Origin of the sequence: uncultured Paracoccus sp. (assembly GCF_947496875.1) — a bacterium.
Lineage (GTDB): Bacteria > Pseudomonadota > Alphaproteobacteria > Rhodobacterales > Rhodobacteraceae > Paracoccus.
On sequence record NZ_CANMEH010000001.1, the window covers coordinates 1 to 24,881 of the forward strand.

Annotated in this window: 18 protein-coding genes and 1 pseudogene; 13 read left to right on the forward strand and 6 right to left on the reverse strand. The window is 68.5% G+C overall.

What is annotated here, in order from left to right; translation table 11 throughout:
* Nucleotides 1-183: 183 nt before the first annotated feature.
* The 3 genes from Q0938_RS00005 to Q0938_RS00010 form a co-directional block, all read right to left on the reverse strand.
* Entirely contained in the window at nt 184-2,112 is a 1,929-nt protein-coding gene (locus Q0938_RS00005) for an AMP-binding protein (protein ID WP_299357844.1), read from the reverse strand.
* Nucleotides 2,113-2,690: 578 nt separating this feature from the next.
* Nucleotides 2,691-2,870 (reverse strand): HGGxSTG domain-containing protein, encoded by a 180-nt coding sequence (locus Q0938_RS19340; protein WP_366942722.1) that lies wholly within the window; start codon nt 2,868-2,870, stop codon nt 2,691-2,693.
* A 312-nt stretch (nt 2,871-3,182) separates the two neighbouring features.
* A complete protein-coding gene (locus tag Q0938_RS00010) occupies nt 3,183-4,337 on the reverse strand; it encodes a PHB depolymerase family esterase (RefSeq protein WP_299357846.1) in 1,155 nt (384 codons plus the stop codon).
* A gap of 444 nt (nt 4,338-4,781) precedes the next feature.
* Here Q0938_RS00010 and Q0938_RS00015 point away from each other — a divergent pair, with 444 nt between their 5' ends.
* Together Q0938_RS00015 and Q0938_RS00020 are read left to right on the forward strand one after the other, a co-directional pair.
* Nucleotides 4,782-5,594 (forward strand): DMT family transporter, encoded by an 813-nt coding sequence (locus Q0938_RS00015; RefSeq protein ID WP_299357849.1) that lies wholly within the window; start codon nt 4,782-4,784, stop codon nt 5,592-5,594.
* A gap of 4 nt (nt 5,595-5,598) precedes the next feature.
* Nucleotides 5,599-5,751 (forward strand): hypothetical protein, encoded by a 153-nt coding sequence (locus Q0938_RS00020; protein ID WP_299357852.1) that lies wholly within the window; start codon nt 5,599-5,601, stop codon nt 5,749-5,751.
* On the opposite strand, the gene mutS is transcribed toward Q0938_RS00020, so the two are convergent.
* Nucleotides 5,712-8,339, reverse strand: coding sequence for a DNA mismatch repair protein MutS (gene mutS, locus Q0938_RS00025; protein WP_299357855.1), 2,628 nt, complete (start codon nt 8,337-8,339; stop codon nt 5,712-5,714). The genes Q0938_RS00020 and mutS overlap by 40 nt on opposite strands.
* 164 nt (nt 8,340-8,503) lie before the next feature.
* On the opposite strand from mutS, the gene Q0938_RS00030 reads away from it, so the two are divergent.
* Nucleotides 8,504-9,340, forward strand: a complete 837-nt coding sequence (locus Q0938_RS00030) for a fumarylacetoacetate hydrolase family protein (protein WP_299357857.1) — start codon at nt 8,504-8,506, stop codon at nt 9,338-9,340.
* A 78-nt stretch (nt 9,341-9,418) separates the two neighbouring features.
* Entirely contained in the window at nt 9,419-11,710 is a 2,292-nt protein-coding gene (locus tag Q0938_RS00035; protein WP_299357860.1) for an NADP-dependent malic enzyme, read from the forward strand.
* Between the two features lie 22 nt (nt 11,711-11,732).
* Here the strand turns inward: Q0938_RS00035 and Q0938_RS00040 are convergent, their stop codons facing one another.
* Nucleotides 11,733-12,638: a rhodanese-related sulfurtransferase gene (locus Q0938_RS00040; protein WP_299357863.1), complete on the reverse strand. Its 906-nt coding sequence runs from the start codon at nt 12,636-12,638 to the stop codon at nt 11,733-11,735.
* Between the two features lie 83 nt (nt 12,639-12,721).
* Here Q0938_RS00040 and pncA point away from each other — a divergent pair, with 83 nt between their 5' ends.
* Both pncA and pncB read left to right on the forward strand, forming a co-directional pair.
* Nucleotides 12,722-13,315, forward strand: a complete 594-nt coding sequence (gene pncA / locus Q0938_RS00045; RefSeq protein ID WP_299357866.1) for a bifunctional nicotinamidase/pyrazinamidase — start codon at nt 12,722-12,724, stop codon at nt 13,313-13,315.
* A gap of 11 nt (nt 13,316-13,326) precedes the next feature.
* On the forward strand, nt 13,327-14,634 hold the full coding sequence (gene pncB, locus Q0938_RS00050; RefSeq protein ID WP_299358665.1) for a nicotinate phosphoribosyltransferase: 1,308 nt from the start codon (nt 13,327-13,329) through the stop codon (nt 14,632-14,634).
* Between the two features lie 52 nt (nt 14,635-14,686).
* Here pncB and Q0938_RS00055 read toward each other — a convergent pair whose 3' ends face one another.
* Nucleotides 14,687-16,393 (reverse strand): NAD+ synthase, encoded by a 1,707-nt coding sequence (locus Q0938_RS00055; protein WP_299357868.1) that lies wholly within the window; start codon nt 16,391-16,393, stop codon nt 14,687-14,689.
* A gap of 217 nt (nt 16,394-16,610) precedes the next feature.
* Here Q0938_RS00055 and Q0938_RS00060 point away from each other — a divergent pair, with 217 nt between their 5' ends.
* The 7 genes and pseudogenes from Q0938_RS00060 to Q0938_RS00090 all read left to right on the forward strand — a co-directional run bounded on the left by Q0938_RS00060 (nt 16,611) and on the right by Q0938_RS00090 (nt 24,873).
* Complete coding sequence (locus Q0938_RS00060; RefSeq protein WP_299358667.1) at nt 16,611-18,185, forward strand: 2-isopropylmalate synthase; 1,575 nt, start codon at nt 16,611-16,613, stop codon at nt 18,183-18,185.
* A gap of 224 nt (nt 18,186-18,409) precedes the next feature.
* Complete coding sequence (gene petA / locus Q0938_RS00065; protein ID WP_299358669.1) at nt 18,410-19,000, forward strand: ubiquinol-cytochrome c reductase iron-sulfur subunit; 591 nt, start codon at nt 18,410-18,412, stop codon at nt 18,998-19,000.
* A 12-nt stretch (nt 19,001-19,012) separates the two neighbouring features.
* Nucleotides 19,013-20,335, forward strand: a complete 1,323-nt coding sequence (petB, locus tag Q0938_RS00070; RefSeq protein ID WP_299357871.1) for a cytochrome b — start codon at nt 19,013-19,015, stop codon at nt 20,333-20,335.
* Nucleotides 20,336-21,469: 1,134 nt separating this feature from the next.
* Nucleotides 21,470-22,192 (forward strand): annotated as a pseudogene (locus Q0938_RS00075) (cytochrome c1); the annotation flags it as partial.
* 66 nt (nt 22,193-22,258) lie between these two features.
* Nucleotides 22,259-23,134 carry a ribokinase gene (locus Q0938_RS00080; RefSeq protein ID WP_299357874.1) on the forward strand — a complete coding sequence of 292 codons (876 nt, stop codon included), beginning with the start codon at nt 22,259-22,261 and terminating at the stop codon, nt 23,132-23,134.
* 50 nt (nt 23,135-23,184) lie between these two features.
* Nucleotides 23,185-23,991, forward strand: a complete 807-nt coding sequence (locus tag Q0938_RS00085) for a S49 family peptidase (RefSeq protein ID WP_299358671.1) — start codon at nt 23,185-23,187, stop codon at nt 23,989-23,991.
* 96 nt (nt 23,992-24,087) lie between these two features.
* A complete protein-coding gene (locus tag Q0938_RS00090; protein WP_299357877.1) occupies nt 24,088-24,873 on the forward strand; it encodes an SDR family oxidoreductase in 786 nt (261 codons plus the stop codon).
* Nucleotides 24,874-24,881: the final 8 nt, after the last annotated feature.

The following is a 24,881-nucleotide window of genomic DNA, read 5'->3' on the forward strand; positions in this document are numbered from 1 at the left end:
CGCCAGATCCGGGTGATCTCCGTATGGGTCGCCCGATCGATCGAGTTCATCGCCTCGGGCCTGTCGAAGGTGATCTGCAGGATGCCGCCATCGAGCATCTCGAGCTTCAGCTTGGTATAGTGGCGATGCCAGTCGGTCATGGGTCTACTTTCGCGTTGATGGGTGCGTCTTGTGTCGACGCGATCAGGGCAGCGGTTTCGAGGCGGTGGCAGCCGCGCGAACGCTTTCCAGTGAGTCCGGGTTTTCGAGGGTCGTGAGGTCACCAAGCGGGTGGCCAAGCACCACGTCCCGCGCGAGGCGGCGCAGGATCTTGCCATTCCGGGTGCGCGGCAGATCGGTCACGATGAACACCCTGCTCGGTCGCAACCCCGCGCCGAGCTTGCGCCCGACGTGCTCGCGGATCGCATCGGCCAGTGCGCCATGGTTGACGACGTCAGGTTTCGCGACGATCAGCAGCACCACGGCCTGGCCGCTCTTGGCATCGGGCACCCCGATCGCCGCGGCGCTGACCACGCGGCCGTCCGCCAGTGCGGCTTCCTCGATCTCCGACGGGCCGACGCGGCGTCCCGAGATCTTCAGCACGTCATCGCTGCGGCCGCGCAGCTCCCACAACCCGTTCTCATGTCGCACGACGAGGTCACCGTGGCTCCAGAGACCCGGTCGCTGCGACCAGTAGCTGTCGATGAACCGGTCCGGATCCTGCCACAGCCCTCTCGTCAACCCCACCATCGGCCGCCGCAGCACCAGCTCGCCGACTTCCCCCGTCGCGGTCTCGTTGCCGTCGTGCACGGCGGCGGCGGCCACGTCCGTGACAATGGAGTTGAAGCCGATGGGATAGATCGGGCGCACTACGATGTTCGAGAGGATGCCACCCGAGACCTCCGTGCCGCCGGTCAGATTGATGATCGGCGTGCGCCCTTGGCCGATCTGGCTGAACGCCCACAGGAAGGTGGGTTCGTCGATCACCTCGCCTGCGGTGATGATGGTGCGGAAGTGGCCGCCAAGCTCCGCCGGCAGTTCCGGCGACGCCGCTCTCATGACGCGCAGCATGGTGGGGGCTGTGCCGAAATGGCTCACGTCGGTTGCCCTCGCTACGCGCAGAAGTTCGAGCGAGTCTGGCGAGGTGGGGCCGCCGTTGTAGAGGACCAGCGATCCGCCGAGCATCAGCGGCGCACAGATCTGCCACGGGCCGACCATCCACCCCATGTCGCTGTACCACATCAGGCGGTCGCCGGGACGAAAGTCGAACTGGTAGGCGGTGTCGTGCGCCACCCGGAACGGAAAGCCGCCGTGGATATGGACCGTACCTTTCGGCTTGCCGGTGGTCCCCGAGGTGAACATGATCATCCAGGGCGTGTTCGGATCCAGGGCGGGCGCCTCGACGACGCGATCGGCGGCAACGCTCGCCCAGTCGCGCGCCCCTTTCGCTGCGCCCTCGCCAAGGCTGCGAATCACCGCGACCGTTTCAAGCCCGGGACAGGCCGCCGCCGCGGCGGCGAGGGTGCTGGCTGTGCGGATGGTCTTGCCGCCGCGGACCCATCCATCGCAGCTGACCAGAACCTTCGCACCGGCCGCATTGATCCGCGTCGCGATCGCCTCCGGCCCGAACGCGGAATAGAGCGGAACGATGATGGCGCCCATGCGCGCGGTGGCGACCGTCACGAACACGGCCTCTGCGATGTTGGGCAGCAGCATCGCCACCCGGTCGCCCGCGCCTACGCCAAGGGACGCCAACCTCGACATCGCGGCATCCACCTCGCCACCAAGCTGGGCGCGGGTGATGTCGCGGCGGGCACCGGATTTCGACATCTCGATCACCGCGATGGCGTCGTCCTCTGCCCCCTCGGGCGCGAGCAGTGTGTCGGTGAAGTTGAGCGCGCCTCCTTCGAACCAGCGCGCCCATTCAACGCCGCCCTTCAGGTCCATCACCTGCCGGAACGGGCGGCGGAAGCGCAGACCGAGATCCGCGACCACGTCCCGCCAGTAGCCTTCCATGTCGGCCAAGGCAAACTCGCGAAGGTCGTCGAAGTCCCTTCTGCCAGAGCGCCGCATCAGCCGAGTGAGCGCCGCGCTGTCGATACGTGCGGCATCAGGGTTCCAGACGGGCGTCATCGAGCGACCCTCCCGCGAGCGGATCGGCGATTCACAGCCGCGGGGTGGTAGCCGGCGACATGACTCCACGCCGAGCGGATGTGCGGTTTAGCGGCGACGGTCAGTGAGGTTGGCAATCTGCGGGCGGATGTAATCGGCGTCAGCATGCTGGGAACATCCCGTGCCTCGATCAGTTGCCCCGCCTCTGCAGTCAGGATCATTCGGGCGACTCCCATGGCGTTCTGGGCGAGACCGGCAAGCGCAGAAGGATGGCACGCGCCGTGTTGACCTTGAGCGTGTCGCTGCGGCCGCCGGATTGCAACAACAAGGTGCGGCGTTTCGATTCGGGCGCGGGAGAAAGAAAGCGACGACCCGCTGCTCACCGCGCAACGCGCCACCGTCGCCCCGTCTGGGGCGCAGTTGGATGCATCCGCCAACTGGAAACGAGGCGGATGATGGCGTCGTCGCTGGGGAGATCGGCCGCGCCTGTCGCGGCGCCAACTTTCAGTTCCATCAGTTAATCGCCCGCAAAGCGTCAAAGGTCCTCTCGTCTACCGGTGTTCATTGGTCTCGCGCTTATGGCCGGTTCTGCGGCCGCATCATGTTCCCGATCCGTGATCCGCGCGCCGAGCCGCCCAGCGCTTGCGCTGCGCCTCGGCGATGCGCGCCTTCCCCTCGGTCGACGTAGGCCCGGTCGACAACCCTCCATGCATGCGACAGCGCTGCTTGCCGAGTTCGCTTTTGAGTTGGCACTTCGTACCCCTGCGGGTCGCCAACACCGCGCGCGCCGCGATCGTGCTGCCGAGCAAACCCCGAAATCCGGCATGGGCCCGCCTCCGGGGGCAACCGATCTCTCGTGGGCAGGATTACACGTCGGCCGGACACGCCAGCGGCGCAGAACTGGCGAGCGCCAGAGGAGTGCGCGATCCACGATGTCTCGCGTCTTGCGCCTGACCCTGCTCGCGCCCGACACCGTCGCGGCTCCCGGACGGCACGCAAGGGTTGGAAGTGACACTCGCAAGCCGGCTCCGGCCTTTTCCGGAGGAATGGTGAGGCAGCGTGCCGGTTGATGCGGGCTGATGTGAGAAATACTACCCGTCGACCATAGCCTTGATCATAGCAGCGACAGCACGCATCTGGACCCCCTCGCGGGTTCGCCATCCGTTGCCGCTGTAGCCCCAGAAGTCCCAGCACGCCCTCGGGTTGCCCGCTGCAGCCGTGGCCTGCGGGTAGAGGACGACGGTGCGGTTTGCGGCTGCCCAGCGATTGTACCCGGCGTCCCGCACAAAATCGTCATGGATCCGGTCCTCCCCTTGGGCGTCCGCATTCTGACGACAACCATGGAAGGCGACGTGAAGCCGGCACACCTCTGATCGGCACGCGTCCGGCACGTATAGGTACCCGACATTGCTCAGCCCGGCCGTTCGGCTGGAATGAAAGAATGCGGTCTGATCGAAGGCTCGCAAGCTGCCAGCCGCGTGCGGGTCAACCGCCCCCTCCAGGGAGTCCTCAGAGTACAGATGGCGCAGCAGCAGTTCCGCCGCGTCGTACCCGCATTCGATCACGAAAGGCAGCGCATGCGCGGCACAGTCGGGTGGCGCGAACCGGCTCTCGCCCGAGAAGCTGTCCACCGGCATACCATGGTTGGCGGGGCGATCCGGATCCCCACGCTCCACGCGCAGGTCTTCTCCGTCGACGCCAAGGAGGCTGTAGAGATCGGCCAGGCTGTCGGCCACAGCGGCGGGGACCACCTCATCAAGCTCGCCCCGGAACAGCCACACTCGATCGTCGGCCAGGTTGGCGGGGTCATCAATCCCACCCGCCCGGTAGGCGGCATCGATCAGCTGCCGCGCGTCCTGTGCCGCTGGAGGCCGGGGGCGAAGACCCCAGAACCGATTTCCGAAGGAGTGTGTACAGGCGACTACGGCCGCAGAGCTGCGATCCAGCTTGGTAAAAGGCCAGAACGGATTCCGGATGATGTCCACGCACGCGTAGGGTCCGCCAGCCAGGACCGCCGCGCCCGCCACGGTTTCAGAGAAGGCAACGTGGAACTGGTGGGCGAAGAACCCGCCGGACGAAAGACCGGACACCGTCACCGAACCAGCGTCGAGGTTCAGATCGGTCGGCAACTGCTGTGACACTGAAACGGGCGGCGGATCCGGGATGTCGTCGTGGTGAGATCCGCTGGGGCCCGCGCCAACCAGCAGGGCTGCCAGGATTGCCGGAAGCAGACTGACCTGGCGCATTTCGCCTCACGCGCTGCACTACATCCTTCAGCCTACACGGCCGCAGCCGAAGTCGACAGTGTGCGCGAGCGGTGGGTCACGCCGGTGCCGATCTTGCGCATGGTGCCTCTGTCGACGCCAAGCCGGCCGAGAGAGAGTTTGGCCGCGTCTCGAGCTATCAACTCGTCGGGGATGAGGGAGCCATTGCTGATGAGGAAACGACGCAAGGTTCGCTCTGCCGGAAGGCCGATGCGGGGAGTCCGTAATGCAAAGCTTGTGGGCTTCATTGTTTGCCTCGCCCCGGATACCTGACGGACCGATGGCTCGAATCTTCGTGGGGTCGCCGCGTCTCCTCCGCGCATCTTCAGTTGGGAGGTGGCTTGTAGATGCAGTGGGGCGCAGGGGCTCTGATCGGGCTCGCGCCCTGACAAGTGGGCACGCTCATCCAGCTAAAGGAAATTGCGGATGCACACCCCTGCGCCCTTGGCGGTTCTCGGCCTTGTTGCCCTCGCCACAACGGCGATCGTCTGCGGCGATACCGCCGGCAAGCTGCTGACGGAGGCAGGGGTGCGGCCGCTGTTCGTGGCATGGTCGCGTTTCGCCCTGGCCGCGCTGCTGCTCGCCTGGTCACTGGGGTTGAGGCGCTCCAACCTGCGCGACCTGCTTGACTGGCGGCTGATCCTGCGCGCGGCATTCATCGTCGGCGGCATCGGCTCGATCATGACCGCGCTCAGCACCGAACGCATCGCAAACGTCTTCGGCGCATTCTTCATCGGCCCGGTCGTGGCCTATGCGCTGTCGGCCCTGCTGCTGCGTGAACGGGTGTCCTGGGCACGCACGGCCATGCTGGCGCTGGGATTTGCAGGCGTGCTGCTGGTGGTCGGCCGCAGCCAAGGCCACGTCCTCTCTCCGTGCATCTGCCCGAGCACCGCGGCACATTCCGCCGCCCACGCCGCGCGATGGCCGCGGGGATCGGCTGGAAAGCGGCCCAGCGCGACCGCGAGACCGAAGAAACCGCGCCGGGGCAGGCCATCCGCACGGCTGACGACCAGCGCCGCGATCATGGGCCGGCCTGCGACGACATCCTCGCGCATGGTCTGCTCCAGCGCAGCAGCAGCATGGGAATCGCGGCATCGATGGTGCACCAGATCCGCCTGTTCAACGGCGGCAGGGCGTTCGAGGTCGACGCGCTGGTCCGTGACTGGGTGCCGCGCGGGCGGGGCGCAGTTCCTTCGGCGAGATCGACCTTCCGCGCACCTACGAGGCGCTCAGGATTAGCGGGATGATCTCGTCCGCCAAGGGGTGGCCGCCGCTCGGCGACGACCAGCGGCGCGCCGACCTGGCCCGGATCGAGGCGTTGCACGGCATCAGCTTCCGGCCGCTTGACCGTCCGGGTCAGCTGCCGGCCGACGCGGCCAGTCCGGCGAGTTCATAGACCAGCTCCAGCGCCTCGCGCGGGCTCAGATCGTCCGGACGGACCCCGCCCAGGCGCGCCTCGACCGCGGAAGGCCCGGGCGCGGCCGGGGTCGGGGCGGCGCGGAACAGGGGCAGGTCGTCGATCAGCGCCGCCGGGCGGGCGCCGCCCTCGCGTGCCCCGGCCTCCAGCGCATTCAGGATGTCCCGGGCGCGGTCCACCACCGACGGGGGCAGCCCGGCCAGCCGGGCGACCTGCACCCCATAGCTGCGATCGGCGGCGCCCTTTCGCACCTCGTGCAGGAAAATGACCTCGCCATTCCATTCGCGCACCGCCACCGTGGCGTTGTCGACCCCGTCCAGCTTGGCGGCGAGTTGCGTCAGCTCGTGGTAATGCGTGGCGAACAGGGCACGGCAGCGGTTCCGGGCGTGCAGATGTTCCAGCACCGCCCAGGCGATCGACAGCCCGTCCCAGGTCGCGGTGCCCCGGCCGATCTCGTCCAGGATCACCAGGGCCCCAGGGTCGGCCTGGTTCAGGATGGCGGCGGTTTCCACCATTTCCACCATGAAGGTCGATCGGCCGCGGGCCAGATCGTCGGCCGCGCCGACCCGGCTGAACAGCTGGGTGACCAGCCCGACCTGGGCCCGGGTGGCGGGCACGAAGGCGCCCGCCTGAGCCAGCACCGCGATCAGGGCGTTCTGACGCAGGAACGTGGACTTGCCGGCCATGTTCGGCCCGGTCAGCAGCCAGATCGCGGGGGTCGGCCCTTCCGTCAGCGGGCAGTCATTGGCGACGAACGGTTCCCCCTTGCGCTTCAGGGCCCGCTCCACGACGGGGTGGCGCCCTCCCTCGACGACGAAGGCATGGCTGTCCTCCACCACCGGCCGGGACCAGCCCTCGGCCGCGGCCAGATCGGCCAAGGCAGCGGCGACGTCGATCTCGGCCAATGCACGGGTCGCGGCACCGATCAGCGCCGCCGCGTCCAGGACGGCCCGGGTCAGCCGCCCGAAGATCTCTCGCTCGATTTCCAGCGCCCGGTCCCGGGCGTTCAGGATGCGGGTTTCCAGCTCGGACAGCGCCACGGTCGTGAAGCGGATGCAGTTTGCCGTGGTCTGCCGGTGGATGAAGCTTTCCGACAGCGGCGGGCGCAGCATCCTTTCGGCGTGCGTCGTCGTGGTCTCGATAAAATAGCCCAGCACGTTGTTGTGCTTGATCTTCAGGCCCGGCACGCCCGCCAGTTCGGCATAATCCGCCTGCATGCCGGCGATCACGCCCCGGCCCTCGTCGCGCAGCGTGCGGGTGGCATCCAGGTCGGGATCGTGGCCGGCCGCCACGAACCCGCCGTCGCGGGCCAGCAAGGGCGGTTCGGCCACCAGTGCGGCATCGAGCAGATCCACCAGATCGTCATGGCCGGTCAGATCCCGTGCGGCGTCGGCCAGCAGGCCATCGCCACCGTTCAGCAGCACGGCGATCTGCGCCGCCGCGCCCAGCCCGGCCCGGATCGCCCCCAGGTCGCGCGGTCCGCCCCGATCCAGGCCCAGCCGCGACAAGGCGCGATCCATGTCGGGGACCCGCGCCAGCGTGTCGCGCAGATCGGCGCGCAGCCGGGCTTCCTCGACCAGATGCGCCACTGCAGCCTGGCGGCGGTGGATGTCGCCCAGATCGCGGCTCGGGGCGCTGATCCGCCGTTCCAGCAGCCGGGCACCCGGCGCCGTGACGGTCCGGTCGATCGCGGCCAGCAGCGAACCTTCGCGGCCCCCCGACAGCGCCTGCGTCAGCTCCAGGTTTCGCCGCGTTGCGGCGTCGATCGACATGACGCCCGACCCGCTTTCCCGGACCGGTGGCGCAAGCCGCGGCATTCGCCCGCGCTGGGTGAGATCCAGATAATCGGCGATCGCCCCCATCGCCGCCAGTTCGGCGCGCGTGAAGCTGCCATATCCGTCCAGCGTCTCGACCCCGTAGAGCGTACAGAGCCGCCGCACCCCGGCCTGTGAATCGAAGCTGCCGGCGGGCAGTTCGGTCAGCGCCACCCCGGAATCCTGCGCCAGATCGTCCAGCCGCATGCCCTCGGCCACCAGCAATTCGCGCGGGGCGTGACGCGCCAGTTCGGGACCGAGCCGCGCCAGCGGGCAGGGCATCACCCGCAATGCGCCGGTCGAGATGTCCACCCATGCCAGCGCGCTGTCGTCGCGCACCGTTGCAAAGGCCGCTAGGAAGTTGTGCCGCCGCGCCTCGAGCAGCGACTCCTCGGTCAGGGTGCCGGGGGTGACCAGCCGGACCACGTCACGAGCCACGACCGATCTCGCCCCGCGCTTCTTCGCTTCGGCGGGGTCTTCCATCTGTTCGGCGATGGCAACGCGAAAGCCCTTGCGGATCAGGGTCAGCAGGTAGGATTCGGCGGCATGGACCGGCACCCCGCACATCGGGATCGGCGCGCCCAGATGCGTGCCGCGCTTGGTCAGCGCGATGTCCAGCGCCGTCGCGGCCGCCACCGCGTCGTCGAAGAACATCTCGTAGAAATCCCCCATTCGATAGAACAGCAGCGCGCCGGGGTTGGCGTCGCGGATCGCGAGATACTGTTCCATCATCGGCGTGGGTTTGTCGGTCATCGGTGGGCCCATGGCAGCGGCGGGCCCGTTCTAGGCTGCGCGCCGGCGGATGCAAACCGCGCGATCGTCCGGCCCGCATCGCACGCGACCGCCTGCAGGTGGCGATGGACAGACCGCGGCCGCGCTGTCACCTTTGACGCACACAGGACGACAGGGAGGGTGCGATGAGACTGTTGTGGGCCGGGGTGCTGGCACTGCTGACCGCGACGCCGGCGCTGGCCGAGTGCCCGCCGGCCGAAACGATGGCCGCGGCCGCGGAAGGCTGGCTGGCGGGCGAACGGCTGCCGGATCCCGCCGTCTCCTCCATTCAGGATGCCGCCTGCGCCTACAACTCCTACCGCGCCGCGTTGCAGGCGGAACTGGGCGAGCCGGTCGGCTACAAGGTCGGCTTCACGTCCAAGCCGGCGCAGGAACGGTTCGGCGTCACCGCGCCGGTGGCAGGCGCGCTGTTTGCCGACATGATCCTGCAGGACGGGGCTGAGGTGTCGCTGCAGGGCAGCCGTTCGCCGTTCTACGAGGCGGACCTGGTCGTCACCGTGGCGGATGAGGCGATCAACGCCGCCCAGACCCGCGAGGATGTGGCCAGGTCATTGTCCGATGTCCGCCCCTTCATCGAACTGCCGGACATGGCGCTGGCCGAAGGTGTCGCCCCGACCGGGCCGATCATGGCGGCCTATGGCGTGATCCCGTGGCGGGGCGTGATGGGGCAGGGCATCGCGCTGTCGGACCTGTCGGATCCGGTCAGAAATCTGGCCGAGCTGACGGTGGAGCTGAGGGCCGACGGGCAGAGCGTCGCCGAAGGCAGGGGCGACATGCTGCTGGGTCATCCGCTCGACGTCGTGCTGTTCCTGACCCGCCAGGGCACCACGCTGGAACCCGGCCAGGTGATCTCGTTGGGGTCGCTGTCGCCCCTGGTCGAGGCGACGCCGGGGATCGCCCTGTCGGCCGACTACAGCATCGACGGCAAGCCGATGACGGTGTCGGCGACGCTGACCGACTGACATGGCCGAGGCGAGGGGCAGACCAGATCGCCCCTGAGCCACGGCGGCGAGAGCGCTAGAACGGGGGGAAAGATGACGATGACCGACAATACCGGGCCGCGCAGGTCGCGCATCACCGCGGAAGAGGCGCTGGCCTATCACCTGGAGCCGCGGCCGGGAAAGTTCGACGTCGTGCCTTCCACCCCCATGGCGACGCAGCGGGATCTGAGCCTCGCCTATTCCCCCGGCGTCGCAGTCCCCGTCGAGGCGATCGCCGCCAACCCGGAAACCGCCTATGACTACACGACCAAGGGCAATCTGGTCGCGGTGATCACCAACGGCACCTCGATCCTCGGGCTCGGCAACCTGGGGGCGCTGGCGTCCAAGCCGGTGATGGAGGGCAAGGCGGTGCTGTTCAAGCGCTTTGCCGACGTGAACGCCATCGACATCGAACTGGATACCGAGGACCCGGACGAGATCATCAACGCCGTGCGCCTGATGGGGCCGACCTTTGGCGGCATCAACCTGGAGGACATCAAGGCGCCGGAATGCTTCATCATCGAGAGCCGGCTGAAGGAGATGATGGACATTCCGGTGTTCCATGACGACCAGCACGGCACCGCGGTGATCTGCGCGGCGGGGCTGATCAACGCGCTGGAACTGTCGGGCAAGCGGATCGAGGACGTCAGGATCGTCCTGAACGGCGCCGGCGCGGCGGGCATCGCCTGCCTGGAACTGATCAAGGCGATGGGCGCGCGGCCTGACAACTGCATCATGGCCGACACCAAGGGCGTGGTCTATCAGGGCCGGACCGAGGGCATGAACCAATGGAAATCCGCCCATGCGGTGGTCACCGACGCCCGCACGCTCGAGGATGCGATGCGGGACGCGGACGTGTTCCTGGGCGTCAGCGCCAAGGGCGCGGTGACCCCGGCCATGGTCCAGAGCATGGCCGACAACCCGGTGATCTTCGCCATGGCCAACCCCGACCCCGAGATCACCCCCGAGGAAGCGCACGCGATCCGCCCCGACGCGATCATCGCCACCGGGCGGTCGGACTATCCCAACCAGGTCAACAACGTTCTGGGCTTTCCCTATCTGTTCCGCGGCGCGCTGGACATCCACGCCCGTGCCATCAACGACGAGATGAAGATCGCCTGCGCCCGCGCCCTCGCCCAGCTGGCGCGCGAGGATGTGCCCGACGAGGTCGCCATCGCCTATGGCCGCAAGCTGACATTCGGGCGGGACTACATCATCCCGACGCCGTTCGATCCGCGGCTGATCTACGTGGTGCCACCCGCGGTGGCGCAGGCCGGCATGGACACCGGTGTGGCCCGCCGGCCGATCATCGACATGGATGAATACGTGCAGGCGCTGAAGGCGCGGATGGACCCGACGGCGGCGATCCTGCAGGGCATCCACGCCCGGGCGCGCCGGACCCATGCGCGGATGATCTTTGCCGAGGGCGACGATCCGCGCGTCCTGCGCGCGGCGGTCGCCTGGGTCCGCGGCGGCATGGGCGAGGCGCTGGTGGTCGGACGCGAAACCGACGTGCGCGACAAGCTGGAGACCGCGGGACTGACCGACGCCGTCCGCGAGATCACCGTGGTGAATGCCGGGAACACGGATCATCTCGAGGCCTATCACGACTTTCTCTACAAGCGGCTGCAGCGCCGCGGCGTGGACCGCGAGGATGCCCACAAGCTGGCCAACCGGGATCGCCACGTCTTTGCCGCGCTGATGCTGGCGCATGGGCATGGCGACGGTCTGATCACCGGGGCGACCCGGAAGAGCGCCCATGTCCTGGCCCAGATCGGACAGGTGTTCGACGTCCGGCCGCAGGACGGGGTGGTGGGGATCAGCGCCGTGCTGCACCGGGGCAGGGTGGTGCTGATCGGCGACACGCTGGTCCATGAATGGCCCGAAGCCGAGGACCTGGCCGACATCGCCGAACGCGGCGCCTATGTCGCCCGCGGACTGGGGCTGGAGCCGCGCGTCGCGTTCCTGTCCTTCTCGAACTTCGGCTATCCGGTGAGCGAGCGGGCGATCAAGATGGCCGAGGCGCCCAAGGTTCTGGACCGGCGCGGCGTCGACTTCGAATACGAGGGCGAGATGACCGTCGACGTGGCGCTGAACGCCGAACAGGCGGCGAAATACCCGTTTTCGCGCCTGTCCGCGCCGGCCAACGTGCTGGTCGTGCCGGCCCGGCATTCGGCCAGCATCTCGGTCAAGCTGATGCAGGAAATGGCCGGCGCGACCGTGATCGGGCCGATCCTGATCGGGGTGCCCAGGCCGATCCAGCTGTGCAGCACGAATTCGACGGTCAGCGATATCCTGAACATGGCCGCCATCGCGGCCGGCGGGTTGGGGGGCGTGACCATCTCGCGGTGAGCGCGGCCAGCGGGGGCGCAACCTACGGCGCCGGCTCGGCTGCGCCGGTGAAAAGCTCGCCGCGCAGGACCTGCCGCTGCCGCTCGCGGAATCTCTCGCGATCCGCCTCTGAATATTCTCCGGCGCAAAGATGGCAGCGTACCCCGGCCTCGTACTCGGCCCGGCGGGTGTCCTCGGGGGCAAGCGGGCGACGACAGGCGTGGCACAGGACGTGGTGACCCGGAACCATCCCGTGGGTCAGGCTGACCCGCTGGTCGAAGACGAAGCACGCGCCATCCCAGCGGCTGTCGTCGGCGGGCACCTGTTCCAGATAGGACAGGATCCCGCCCTGCAGGTGGAAGACCTCCGGCACGCCCTCGCTCAGCAGGAAGCTGGTGGTTTTCTCGCACCGGATCCCGCCGGTGCAGAACATCGCGATGCGCTTGTTGCCGAAGCGATGCGCGTTGGCGCGCCACCATGCCGGAAAGTCGCGAAAGCTGCGGGTGCCCGGATCGACCGCACCGCGGAACGTGCCGATCGCCACCTCGTAGTCGTTGCGCGTGTCGATCACCGCCACGTCGGGCCGGTCGATCAGCGCGTTCCAGTCGGCGGCAGCGACATAATGTCCCACATCGGCGGTGGGGTCGACTTGCGGCACGCCCATGCTGACGATCTCGCGCTTGATCCGCACCTTCATCCGGCCGAACGGCATGTCCGCCGCGCGGCTCTCATGCCACGTCAGATCGGCACATCCGGGCAGTCGCCGGACATGGTCCAGCACCGCATCGACGCCCGCGCGCGACCCGGCGATGGTGCCGTTGATCCCTTCGGTCGCCAGCAGCAACGTACCGCGCACGCCCGCCGTCTCGCAGGTAGCCAGCAGCGGATCACGCAGGGCGCCGGGGTCCGGGAACGGAGCGAACTTGTACAGCGCGGCGACGGTCAGCATGGCGGCGGCGATACAGGCGACGGCGCATTGACGCAACCGCGGGCTCTATCTAGCCTTGCCCCCCTTACCGGACGGAGGGCGGAATGCGTGCACTGATCGTCGTCGACATGCAGGTGGATTTCTGCCCGGGCGGGGCGCTGGCCGTTGCCGGCGGGGACGAGATCGTGCCCGCGATCAACGATCTGATGCCGGATCACGACGTGGTGGTTCTGACCCAGGACTGGCACCCGCAGGATCATTCCAGCTTCGCCGCAAACCGCCCCGACGCCCAGCCGTTCGAACTCGTGCAGATGGATTACGGCCCGCAGGTGCTGTGGCCCGCTCACTGCGTGATCGGAACGCCCGGCGCGGGTTTCCATCCCGCGCTCGCCACCGACGTGGCCGATCTGGTGATCCGTAAGGGCTTCAGGCCGAACATCGACAGCTATTCCGCATTTTTCGAGAACGATCACGTCACACCGACCGGACTGGCCGGCTATCTGCGGGATCGTGCGGTGGACGAGCTCAGCTTCGTCGGGCTGGCCCAGGATTTCTGCGTGGCATGGTCCGCCATGGACGCGGCCCGGCTGGGCTTTCGCGCCACCGTCATCGAGGACGCCACCCGGGCCATCGATCTGGACGGCTCGCTGGCGCAGGCCCGCGATGACATGCGCGCGGCCGGGGTCCGGCTGGCATGATGGTCCCGGCCCTGGATATCGCGACGCGCGTCTACAACCACAACTGGAAGATCGATCCGATCGTCAGGTCGCTGATCGACAACGACTTCTACAAGCTGCTGATGTGCCAGACGGTGTTCCGTCGCCGTCCCGATGTGAACGTGACCTTCAGCCTGATCAACCGGTCGCGCCGGATCCGCCTGGCGGAGCTCATCGACGAGGGCGAGCTGCGCGAGCAGCTGGATCACGTCCGCAGCCTGTCCCTGGCCCGGGGCGAGTCCACCTGGCTGCGCGGGAACACCTTCTACGGCAAGCGACAGATGTTCCGCCCCGACTTCATGGAGTTTTTGGAAAACCTGCGCCTGCCGCCCTACCAGCTGGACAAGGTGGACGGGCAGTACGAGCTGACCTTCGAGGGCCGCTGGCCCGAGGTCATGCTGTGGGAGATCCCTGCACTGGCGATCATCATGGAACTGCGGTCGCGGGCGGTGCTTAAGGACATGGGTCGGTTCGAGCTGCAGGTGCTGTACGCCCGGGCGATGACGCGGGTCTGGGAAAAGATCGAAACCCTGCGCGCGCTGGGTCCGGGTTTGCGGATCGCCGATTTCGGCACCCGCCGCCGCCACAGCTTCCTGTGGCAGGACTGGTGCGTGCAGGCGATGATCGAGGGGCTGGGCGAGGGCGCCCATCAGGGGCGATTCACCGGGACATCCAACTGCCTGATCGCCATGCGCCGCGACATCGAGGCGATCGGGACGAACGCCCATGAACTGCCGATGGTCTATGCCGCGCTGGCGGACAGCGACGAAGAGCTGCGGCAGGCGCCCTACAGGGTGCTGGCCGACTGGCACGAGGAACACGAGGGCAACCTGCGGATCATCCTGCCGGACACCTATGGATCGCGCCAGTTCCTTGACCACGCACCCGACTGGCTGGCCGGCTGGACCGGCATCCGCGTCGATTCCGGCGATCCGGTCGCGGTGGCCGAATACGCCATCGACTGGTGGAAAAGCCGCGGCGAGGATCCGACCCAAAAGCTGATCATCTTTTCCGACGGGCTGGACGTCGAAAAGATCGCTATGCTGTTCCAGCGCTTCCGGGGTCGGGTCAAGGTCAGCTTCGGCTGGGGCACCCTGCTGACCAACGATTTCCGCGGCCTGGTTCCGGGCGACGGGCTGGACCCGTTCAGCCTGGTCTGCAAGGCGGTCGCCGCCAATGGCGAGCCCACCGTCAAGCTGTCGGACAATCCCGAGAAGGCGACCGGTCCCGCCGCGCTGATCGAACACTACAAGCGCGTGTTCGACGTGGGCGCCCAGCAGCGCGAGGCCGTTCTGGTTTGATCGCGAGTTGCGCGCCTGACGGGCTTAACGCGTTGGCCTGGCTGGCGGCCCGTCACGGGTCCGGCGGGCGGCTTTCGGGCAGGCTGTCAGCCGCCTGCCGGCCCCCTTCGTCGCGCCACTTGTTGACCAGCGGATAGCGGCGGTCCAGCCAGAAGCTGCGGGGGGACAGGCGCGGGCCGGGGGCCGCCTGATACCGCTTCCACTCGCTGGCATAGAGCAGCTTTTCGATCTGCTTGACTGTCGCACGCTCGAAGCCCTGCGCCACCAGATCGGCCACCGATCCGTCGGCTTCGACCAGCCCGGTCAGGATGGCGTCCAGCACCGGATAAGGGGGCAGCGAATCCTCGTCCTTCTGGTCGGGGCGCAGCTCGGCCGAGGGTGGCTTGTCGATGATCGCGGGGGGGATCACCTCGCCCGCCGCGGCCTTCATCCACGGCCGGTGGGTGGCATTTCTCCAGCGGCAGGTCTCGAACACGCGGGTCTTGTAGAGGTCCTTCAGCGGATTGTACCCGCCGGCCATGTCGCCATAGATCGTGGCATATCCCACGGCGACCTCGGACTTGTTGCCGGTGGACAGCAGCAGCTCGCCGAACTTGTTCGATATCGCCATCAGCAGCAGGCCGCGCAGGCGGGACTGGATGTTTTCCTCGGTCGTGTCCGGCGCCGTCCCTGCCATGATCCCGGCCAGCGCCTCGGTCACCCCGGCGCGGGGGCCTTCGATGGGGATGGTCTCCAGGCGGATGCCAAGACGTTCCGCCAGGTCGGCCGCGTCGTCCAGCGAGTGCCGGCTGGAAAAGGCCGAGGGCAGGCGCACGCCGCGGACGTTTTCGGGGCCGAGCGTGTCGGCGGCGATGGCGGCGACCAGCGCGCTGTCGATCCCGCCCGACAGGCCCAGAACCACCTTGCCGAACCCGGACTTGCGCATGTAGTCGCCCAGTCCGACGCACATGGCCCGGTAATCCTGTTCCCACTCGTCAGGCTGCGGCACCAACGCGCCCGGCTCGGCCCGCCACCCGTCGGGGCCGCGGACAAAGTCGATGTGAACGATGGCCGGATCGAACGGCGGCAGCTGCACGATCTTGTGCCCGCCCGGGTTCAGCACGAAGCTGGCGCCGTCATAGACCTGATCGTCCTGGCCGCCGACCAGGTTCACATAGACCAGCGGCAGCTCGGTTTCGATCACGCGGGCGACCATGTGGCCCATGCGCAGGTCCAGCTTGCCGCGGTGATAGGGGCTGCCATTCGGCACGATCAGGATCTCGGCACCGGTCTCGGCCAGCGTCTCGGCCACGGCAGGCCACCACGCATCCTCGCAGATCGGACTGCCGATGCGCACGCCGTCGACCACGAACGGGCCGCTGATCGGACCCGGATCGAACAGGCGCAGCTCGTCGAACAGCTGCTTGTGGGGCAGTTCGTGCTTGAAAATATGGGCAATGATGCGGCCACCCTGCAGGATCAGATAGGCGTTGTGCAGCTTGTCGCCGTCGGCCCAGGGGGCGCCGATCGCCAGCGCCGGCCCGTTCGCGCAGTCTGCGGCGAGGCGTTCGATGGTCGCGCGGCAATCCCGCAGGAAGGCGGGTTTCAGCACCAGATCCTGGGTCTGGTACCCGGTCAGGAACATCTCGGGCAGCGCGACCAGGTTGGCGCCCGCCGCGCGCGCCTGCCCCCAGGCTTGCCGTGCCTGTGCGGCGTTGCCGTCCAGGTCGCCGACGGTGGCGTCCAGCTGGGCAAGGGTCAGGCGAAAGCGATCGGTCATGGTCCGGTCTTCCTGGCGGGGGGCGCGGCGACGATAGGCGAGCGCAGGAACGAGGAAAAGCGGGGTCTGCCTGCGCCGCCGGCAAGCAACGGCGTCGGTACCGCCAGTTCGTTTCCGGTTGCCGGTGTTCCCCTTTGCCCCACCGGCAGCTTCGGCTACATCTGGTGGCGGAAGAAGAACGACAATGGAACGGGCAATGAAAGCGGCAATTGTGACGATGGCCCTGCTGGCCGGCCTGGCCGGCCCCGCGTCCGCCCAGCCGGTGGTCAAGCAGCAATATGACGATGGCGGCGTCTACGAAGGCACCTTCCGCAATGGCCGCCAGCACGGGCGCGGGTCCTATACGCTGCCCTCCGGCTATCGCTACGAAGGTGACTGGGTCGAAGGCGAGATCGCCGGCCAGGGCAAGGCCACCTATCCCAACGGCTCCGTCTACGAAGGCCAGTTCGCACAGGGCAAGCCGAACGGCCGCGGCACGATCACCTATGCCGACGGCGGGACCTACGAAGGCGACTGGGTGGACGGGCAGATCACCGGACAGGGCATCGCCCGCTATGCCAACGGCTCGGTCTATGAGGGCGGCTTCGTGCAGGCGCTGCATGACGGGCAGGGCACGCTGACCCAGCCGGACGGCTATCGCTATGAGGGTGACTGGAAACAGGGGATCAAGGAAGGCACGGGCCGCATCACCTATCCCGACGGGTCGGTCTACGAAGGCGGGATGCTGGCCGGCATGCGCGCCGGGCGGGGCAAGCTGACGATGCCGGACGGGCTGGTTTATGACGGCGTCTGGGCCGCCGGCCGCATGAACGGCCGGGGCAAGCTGGTGCAGCCATCCGGCGACAGCTACGACGGCCAGATGAAGGACGACAAGCGCGAGGGCGAGGGCACCGCCACCTACGCCAACGGCGACGTCTACACGGGCGGATTCCGCGACGACAAGCGCCACGGCACCGGAACCTTCACCGGCACCGACGGCTATGTCTACACGGGCGACTGGGTCGAGGGCCGCATGGAAGGCCGGGGCCGGATCACCTTCCCGGACGGCTCGGTCTACGAAGGCGCCCTGAAGGACGACCAGCCGGAAGGCCAGGGCACCATCACCTATCCCGACGGGGCAAGTTACACCGGCGACTGGGTTGCCGGGGTGATCGAGGGGCAGGGGACCGCGACCTACGCGAACGGGATGGTCTACGAAGGCGGGTTCCGCCAGGCCCAGAACCACGGACAGGGCCGGATGACCTATCCCGACGGCTATGTCTACGAGGGCGACTGGCAGGACGGCCAGCGCCACGGCCAGGGAACCGCGACCTATCCGGACGGAACCACCTATTCCGGCGATTTCGTGGCCGGCGCGCGCGAGGGCCAGGGGATTCTGACGACCCCCGACGGGTTCCGCTACGAGGGCGGCTGGCGCGGCGGCGAGATCGACGGCGAGGGCGTGGCGACCTACGCGAATGGCGACGTCTATACGGGCACCTTCGAGGCCGGCAAGCGGCAGGGCGCGGGCGTGATGCGCTATGCCTCCGGCCAGGTCGCCCAGGGCGAGTGGGAGGAGGACCAGCTGTCCCGGCCCGAGCCCGCCCTGGCCGACAGCCCTGCCGCAGGTGACGCCGCAAGCGACGGGCCGGCCGCCCCGGCCGGATCTGCCGACAGCCCGACCGTGACGCCCGTCCCCGTCGAGGATCCTGCGCCCCCCGAGGGTGCCGACCGCACGTCAGATGTCGTGCCGACGCCCCCAGTGGCCGCCCCGACACCCCCCACCGACGCGCCGCCGGCGACCACCGAATGAGCGTCGGACGTGGTGACTGCCGTCCGCCTTGCCTTCGCCCCGGCACCCGGCGGAGGCTCGCGGCACAAATCTCACACCTGCGGCCAAATGCATCCGCGCGATGCCGGCTGGCCGCTGGACTGACGGATTTTTGACCGTTAGAAGCGCTCACGCGAGGGCTGCATCCGCCGGCCCCACGACATACCGCACCGGCCCGTTTTCAGGCCAGGAATTGGAGAATGACCGTGTCCCACGCTGATGATCCTGCAGGTGACCACGGCGCCACCCGGAGAGATTTCCTCTATTACGCGACTGCCGGCGCAGGTGCCGTCGCGACCGGGGCTGCCGCCTGGACCCTCATCAACCAGATGAACCCCTCGGCCGATGTTCAGGCCCTGTCCTCGATCATGGTCGACGTCAGCGGGGTGGAACCGGGGACTCAGCTGACCGTCAAGTGGCTGGGCAAGCCGGTCTTCTTCCGCCGCCGCACCCCCGAGGAGATCGAGGCCGGCCGCGCGGTCGAGGTCAGCGAGCTGATGGACCCGCTCGCGCGGAACCCCAATCTCGACGACACCGATCCCGCCACCGACGAAAACCGCACCATGGACGAGGCCGGCGAATGGCTGGTCCAGATCGGCGTCTGCACCCACCTGGGATGCGTGCCGATCGTCAATGCCGGCGATTACGCGCTGGAGGGCGGCGTGGGCGGGTGGTTCTGCCCCTGCCACGGCAGCCACTATGACACCTCCGGCCGCATCCGCCGGGGCCCGGCGCCGGAAAACTTGCATATCCCCGTCGCGACATTCGTCGACGAAACCACCATCCAGCTGGGCTGAGGAGACGCGAGCATGGCCGGTATCCCGACCGATCACTACGAACCCAAGACCAGGGCCGAACGCTGGATCCATCGCCGCCTGCCGGTCGTGGAACTGATCGTCGACTTCGTCACGCTGCCGACGCCCAAGAACCTCAACTGGATGTGGATCTGGGGCATCGTGCTGACCTTCTGCCTGGTGCTGCAGATCGTCACCGGCATCGTGCTGGCCATGCATTACACGGCCCATGTCGACCTGGCCTTCCGGTCGGTCGAGCACATCATGCGGAACGTGAACGGCGGCTACATGCTGCGCTATCTGCACGCGAACGGCGCCTCGCTGTTCTTCCTGGCCGTCTACCTGCACATCTTCCGCAACCTCTACTACGGCAGCTACAAGCCGCCGCGCGAGGTCACCTACATCATCGGGATGCTGATCTACATCCTGATGATGGCGACGGCGTTCATGGGCTATGTCCTGCCGTGGGGCCAGATGTCGTTCTGGGGCGCGACGGTGATCACGGGTCTGTTCGGCGCGATCCCGGGCGTGGGCCCCGCCATCCAGGAATGGCTGCTGGGCGGCCCGGCCGTCGACAACGCCACGCTGAACCGCTTCTTCTCGCTGCACTACCTGCTGCCGTTCGTGATCCTAGCGCTGGTGATCGTGCATTTCTGGGCGTTCCACACGACCGGCAACAACAACCCGACCGGGATCGAGGTGCGCCGCACCTCGCGCGAAGAGGCCGACCGCGACACCGTGCCGTTCTGGCCGTATTTCGTGATCAAGGACCTGCTGGCGCTTGTCGTGCTGCTGGTGGTGTTCTTTGCCGTCGTGGGCTTCATGCCCAACTACCTGGGCCACCCGGACAACTATATCGAGGCGAACCCGCTGGTTACGCCGGCGCATATCGTGCCCGAATGGTACTTCCTGCCCTTCTACGCCATCCTGCGGGCCTTCACCGCCGACGTGTGGGTGGTGATCGCGGTGGACTGGCTGTCCTTCGGGATCATCGACGCCAAGTTCTTCGGCGTCCTGGCGATGTTCGGGGCGATCATCGTGATGGCGCTGGCGCCGTGGCTGGATACCAGCCGGGTCCGCTCGGGCCGCTACCGGCCGCAGTTCAAGTGGTGGTTCTGGCTGCTCGCCATCGACTTCGTCGTGCTGACCTGGGTCGGCGCCCAACCGGCCGAAGGGATCTATCCCTACATCGCGCTGGCCGGCTCTGCCTACTGGTTCCTCTACTTCCTCGTGATCTTGCCGCTTCTGGGGCTGATCGAACGGCCGGAGCCGATGCCCACCACCATCGAGCAGGACTTCAACGCCCATTACGGGCCTACTGCCCACCCGGCCGAGTAAGGAGACGCGCAGATGACCTTCAGAACCGTTACGCTGACGGCTGTCGCGGCGTTGTCGCTCGGCATGGCCGAGGCGCAGGAGACGCGGACCATCACCGTGCCCCTGGGTGATCCGGGAACGGCCGCACCCGAGCAGACAGGTCCCGGGACGGTGGTGACCCGGACCCCGGAAGGCGAGACGACCGTCGAATCGGTGGGAACCGACCAGGCGGGTTCCGGTGACGCGGGCCAGGCCGCCGCGCAGGCGCCGGGCGACCCTCAGCCGGCGCGGCAGACGACGTTCGAGACCACCGACAGCGATGCGTCGGGGGCCGTCGTCACCAGCGAGGGTGCCGGCAACGTGGTGGCCGGCACGTCCGACACCCCGGCCGAAGCGGATGTGACCGCCACCGGCGTGCCCGCGGTCGAGGCCGACGAGCTCGACGAAGACGCGGTCGATCAGGGCGGGGCCGATGCGATCGATCCCGAACCGACGCCGCGTCCGACCGCAGAGGGGGAAACCCCGGCACCGGCCGCCCCCGCCGACGAGGCGCAGGCGGATGCGCAGACCGGAACCGCCGCCCCCGAGGGCGCCCCGGCTGAGCCGGCCCCGACCGACACGGCCGGCGAACCGCCCGCCGCGCCGCAGGAGGGCCTGCCGGATACGGCCACCGAGGAGACGGTCACGTCGCCGGTGCCTGCGGCCGAGGGTGCGGCGCAATCCGCGGTGCCCGACGCCCTTGAATCGGATGCGGAGGCCGAGCCGGCGGACCAGCCGGCCGAAGCCGATGCCGATACCGAGGCCGATACGGAGGCCGAGCCGGCTGCCGACGCTGACGCCGATCAGGTCGAGGCGGCGGACGGCGACGCGGTCGCGTCGGAGGGCATCGAGGGCGAGGCGCCGGCCGACGAGGCCCCGGCCGCCATCCAGAACCCCGAAACCACCGTCGACGGCGCCGAGGGCGCGGACACCGCGGTGACGACGTCCACCGTCGAGGCCGAGACCGCCGACGCCGACGCCGACGCCGAGGGCGAAGCCGCGGACGCTCCGCCAGCCGAGGACGAACCGGCGGACGCCCAGGAAGCCGCCGCGGACCCGCAGGGCGAGAACGCCGAAGCCGCCGAGGAGGCACCCTCCGCATCCCACTCGCAGGAGATCGAGGACGTCGCCTTTTCCTTCGAGGGGCCGTTCGGAACCTACGACCAGTTCCAGCTGCAGCGCGGGCTGCAGGTCTATACCGAGGTGTGTTCCGGCTGCCACGGCATGAAGCAGGTTCCCCTGCGCACCCTGTCGTCCGAGTCGGGCCCCGGGCTGCCCGAGGACCAGGTGCGGGCCTATGCCGCCGAGATGTTCATCATGGACGAGGAGACCGGCGAGGAGCGGCCGCGCCTGCCGACCGACTCGTTCCCGACGGTCGTAGGGGACGGCATGGGTCCGGACCTGTCGCTGATGGCCAAGGCCCGGGCAGGATTCCACGGACCTTATGGCACCGGCCTCAGCCAGCTGTTCAACGGGATCGGCGGGCCTGAATACATCTACTCCGTGCTGGCCGGCTATACCGGCGAGACGAAGGAGGAGGCGGGCACGACCTACTACGAGAACCACGCCTTCCCTGGCGGGTGGATCGCGATGGCGCCGCCCCTGTTCGACGATGGCGTCACCTTCGAGGACGGCTCGCCCACCGACGTGCAGAGCCAGGCAAAGGACATCGCCGCGTTCCTGATGTGGACGGCCGAGCCCAAGATGATGGAGCGCAAGCAGGTCGGGCTGGTTTCGGTGCTGTTCCTGATCGTGCTTTCGGTGCTGCTGTACCTGACCAACAAGCGCCTGTGGTGGCCGCTGAAGCATGGCCGCGACCGGCTGAACGACGGCCGCTGAGCCCCACCAGATCCGACGACCTCGAACGCGCCCCACCGGGCGCGTTCGTTCATGGGGGCGGGCCGCATGACGATCTACAATCTCGGCTCGATCAACATCGACCAGGTCTATCGGGTGGCGACGCTGCCGCGGCCCGGGGAAACCGTCGCGGCCCGCCAGCACAGCACCGGTCTGGGCGGCAAGGGCGCGAACCAGTCGATCGCCGGGGCGCGGGCCGGCCGGCAGGTGCGGCACCTGGGCGCAATCGGCCGGGACCACGACTGGGCGCTGGAACGGCTGCGCGGCTGCGGCGTGGATGTGCGCGGCATAGCGCGGCTTGCGGACAGCGCCACCGGGCACGCGATCATCCTGGTCGAGGACAGCGGCGAGAACGCGATCGTCATCCATCCCGGTGCCAACCACGCCGTGCCGCTGGATCTTGTCACCGCGCATCTGGCGGGGATCGGCCCGGGCGACACGCTGCTGCTGCAGAACGAGACGGTGCATCAGGTCCCGGCGGCCGAGCTGGCGCGTGCTGCCGGGGCAAGGGTGATCTATTCGGCGGCGCCCTTTGACGTGGCGGCGATACGATGCGTGCTGCCGCATGTCTCGATCCTGGCCGTGAATGCAGGCGAGGCCGCCGCTGCCGAGGCCGAACTGGGCAGCAGCCTGCCGATCGAAGGCATGCTAGTGACGCGCGGCGCGGCGGGCGCGGAATATCGCGACCTGCATACGGGGAGGGTGACTTGGCAGCCGGCTTTCGAGGTGACGCCGGTGGACACCACCGGGGCCGGCGACTGCTTCGCCGGCTGGTTCGCCGCCGGCCTGGACGCCGGCCTGCCGCTGGCCGAGACGCTGCGCCGGGCGGCCGCGGCGGCGGCCCTGCAGGTGACCCGGCCCGGGGCAGCCGACGCCATGCCCCACGCAGCCGAGGTCCGCGATTTCCTGATCGCCGCGCCCTGACCGCTGCCTTGTCGCTTGTGGCGGGCCGGCAGTCTGCCTATCTGCAGTCCATGCGGTTCTTCCCCTTCTTCAACCCGGCCCCCGTGGTGGCGGTGATCCGGCTGCACGGCACGATCGGGGCGGCAACGCGCGGGGCGGGGCTGTCCGACGCGGCCCTGGCGCCGCTGCTGTCGCGCGCGTTCCGCAAGGGGCGGCCGCGCGCCGTGGCGTTGTCCTTGAACTCCCCCGGCGGATCGCCGGTCCAGTCGTCGCTGATCGCGGCGCGGATCCGGCGCCTGGCCGAGCGGCACGAGTTGCCCGTCCACGCCTTCGTCGAGGATGTCGCCGCCTCGGGCGGGTACTGGCTGGCCACCGCCGCGGACGACATCTGGGTCGACGACAGTTCGCTGGTGGGGTCGATCGGGGTGATCGCGGCGAGCTTTGGCTTCTCCGAACTGATTGGGCGGCACGGCATCGAACGGCGCGTCCATACCGCGGGGCGCAGCAAGTCGATGCTGGACCCGTTCCGACCGGAAACGCCCGAGGACGTGGCGCGCCTGAGCCGGCTGATGGAGCCGATGCACGATGCCTTCAAGGCGCAGGTCAGCACGCGGCGGGGCGACCGGCTTGACCGAAACCAGGATCTGTTCACGGGCGAGATCTGGACTGGCCGGCAGGCGGTCGATATCGGGCTGGCCGACGGCATCGCCCATATGGAGCCGAAGCTGCGCTCGCTGTACGGCGACAAGGTTCGGCTGCGGCCGTATGGCGTCCGCCGGCCGTTCCTGCGGCGTCTCGGCCTGTCGGCCGCGGACGTGGTGGATGCTTTCGCCGATCGCGCGATCTGGCCACCGGCCGGGGCGGCGCGGCCATGGTGAAGTTCGTGTTCCTGTGCCTGTTGCTGCTGGTCGCCATTGCGCTGGCCGGCGGTCCGGCGGTGCGCCGGGGCATGATGCGGATCCTGGGGCTGCGGCGTGGCCGTTGAAGGCCCCGCCCTGATCACCGGCGCAGGGGTGCGCCTGGGGGCGGCCGTGGCGCTTGAACTGGCCGGTCGCGGGCACGATGTGGCGATCCACTATCATCGCTCGTCCGCCGCGGCCGAGACGACGGCGGCGCAGGCCCGCGCCCTCGGCGTGCGGGCGGTCACCCTGTCGGCCGATCTGCTCGACCTCGATCAGGTCGAGGCGCTGGTGGGGCGGGCGACCGAGCAGCTGGGACCGCTGGCGATCCTGGTCAACAACGCGTCGATCTTCGAACGCGACACGGTGCACAACGCCACCCGCGACAGCTGGGATCGGCACATCGGCTCGAACCTACGCGCGCCGTTCATGCTGACCCAGCGCTTTGCGGCGGAGTTGCCGCCGCAATCGCCGTCCGACGGGGCCGAGACCGAGGCGCAGGCCCTGGTGGTCAATATGGTGGATCAGCGGGTGTTGAAGCCCACGCCCGAATACATGACCTATTCGCTCGCCAAGGCAGGTCTCTGGGCACTGACCCGCACCCTGGCGCAGGCACTCGCCCCCCGGGTGCGGGTGAATGCGATTGCCCCCGGACCCACGCTGCGGGGGGCTCGGCAGAGCGACGAACACTTCGCCCGGCAGCGCGCCTCGACCATTCTCGAACGGGGGGCCAACCCCGAGGACGTCACCGCGGCACTCGCCTTTTTGTTGAATAGCCCTGCGGTGACCGGGCAGCTGATATGCGTTGATGGCGGGCAGCATCTGGGGTGGCGCACCCCCGATATCATCGATTCCCACTGATCCGCCGC

Coding starts and splice junctions, on each gene's coding strand:
- Q0938_RS00005 (WP_299357844.1), bottom strand. CDS start 2,112: ATGACGCCCGTCTGGAACCCTGATGCCGCACGTATCGACAGCGCGGCG.
- Q0938_RS00010 (WP_299357846.1), bottom strand. CDS start 4,337: ATGCGCCAGGTCAGTCTGCTTCCGGCAATCCTGGCAGCCCTGCTGGTT.
- Q0938_RS00015 (WP_299357849.1), top strand. CDS start 4,782: ATGCACACCCCTGCGCCCTTGGCGGTTCTCGGCCTTGTTGCCCTCGCC.
- Q0938_RS00020 (WP_299357852.1), top strand. CDS start 5,599: ATGATCTCGTCCGCCAAGGGGTGGCCGCCGCTCGGCGACGACCAGCGG.
- mutS (WP_299357855.1), bottom strand. CDS start 8,339: ATGACCGACAAACCCACGCCGATGATGGAACAGTATCTCGCGATCCGC.
- Q0938_RS00030 (WP_299357857.1), top strand. CDS start 8,504: ATGAGACTGTTGTGGGCCGGGGTGCTGGCACTGCTGACCGCGACGCCG.
- Q0938_RS00035 (WP_299357860.1), top strand. CDS start 9,419: ATGACCGACAATACCGGGCCGCGCAGGTCGCGCATCACCGCGGAAGAG.
- Q0938_RS00040 (WP_299357863.1), bottom strand. CDS start 12,638: ATGCTGACCGTCGCCGCGCTGTACAAGTTCGCTCCGTTCCCGGACCCC.
- pncA (WP_299357866.1), top strand. CDS start 12,722: ATGCGTGCACTGATCGTCGTCGACATGCAGGTGGATTTCTGCCCGGGC.
- Q0938_RS00055 (WP_299357868.1), bottom strand. CDS start 16,393: ATGACCGATCGCTTTCGCCTGACCCTTGCCCAGCTGGACGCCACCGTC.
- Q0938_RS00060 (WP_299358667.1), top strand. CDS start 16,611: ATGGCCCTGCTGGCCGGCCTGGCCGGCCCCGCGTCCGCCCAGCCGGTG.
- petB (WP_299357871.1), top strand. CDS start 19,013: ATGGCCGGTATCCCGACCGATCACTACGAACCCAAGACCAGGGCCGAA.
- Q0938_RS00080 (WP_299357874.1), top strand. CDS start 22,259: ATGACGATCTACAATCTCGGCTCGATCAACATCGACCAGGTCTATCGG.
- Q0938_RS00085 (WP_299358671.1), top strand. CDS start 23,185: ATGCGGTTCTTCCCCTTCTTCAACCCGGCCCCCGTGGTGGCGGTGATC.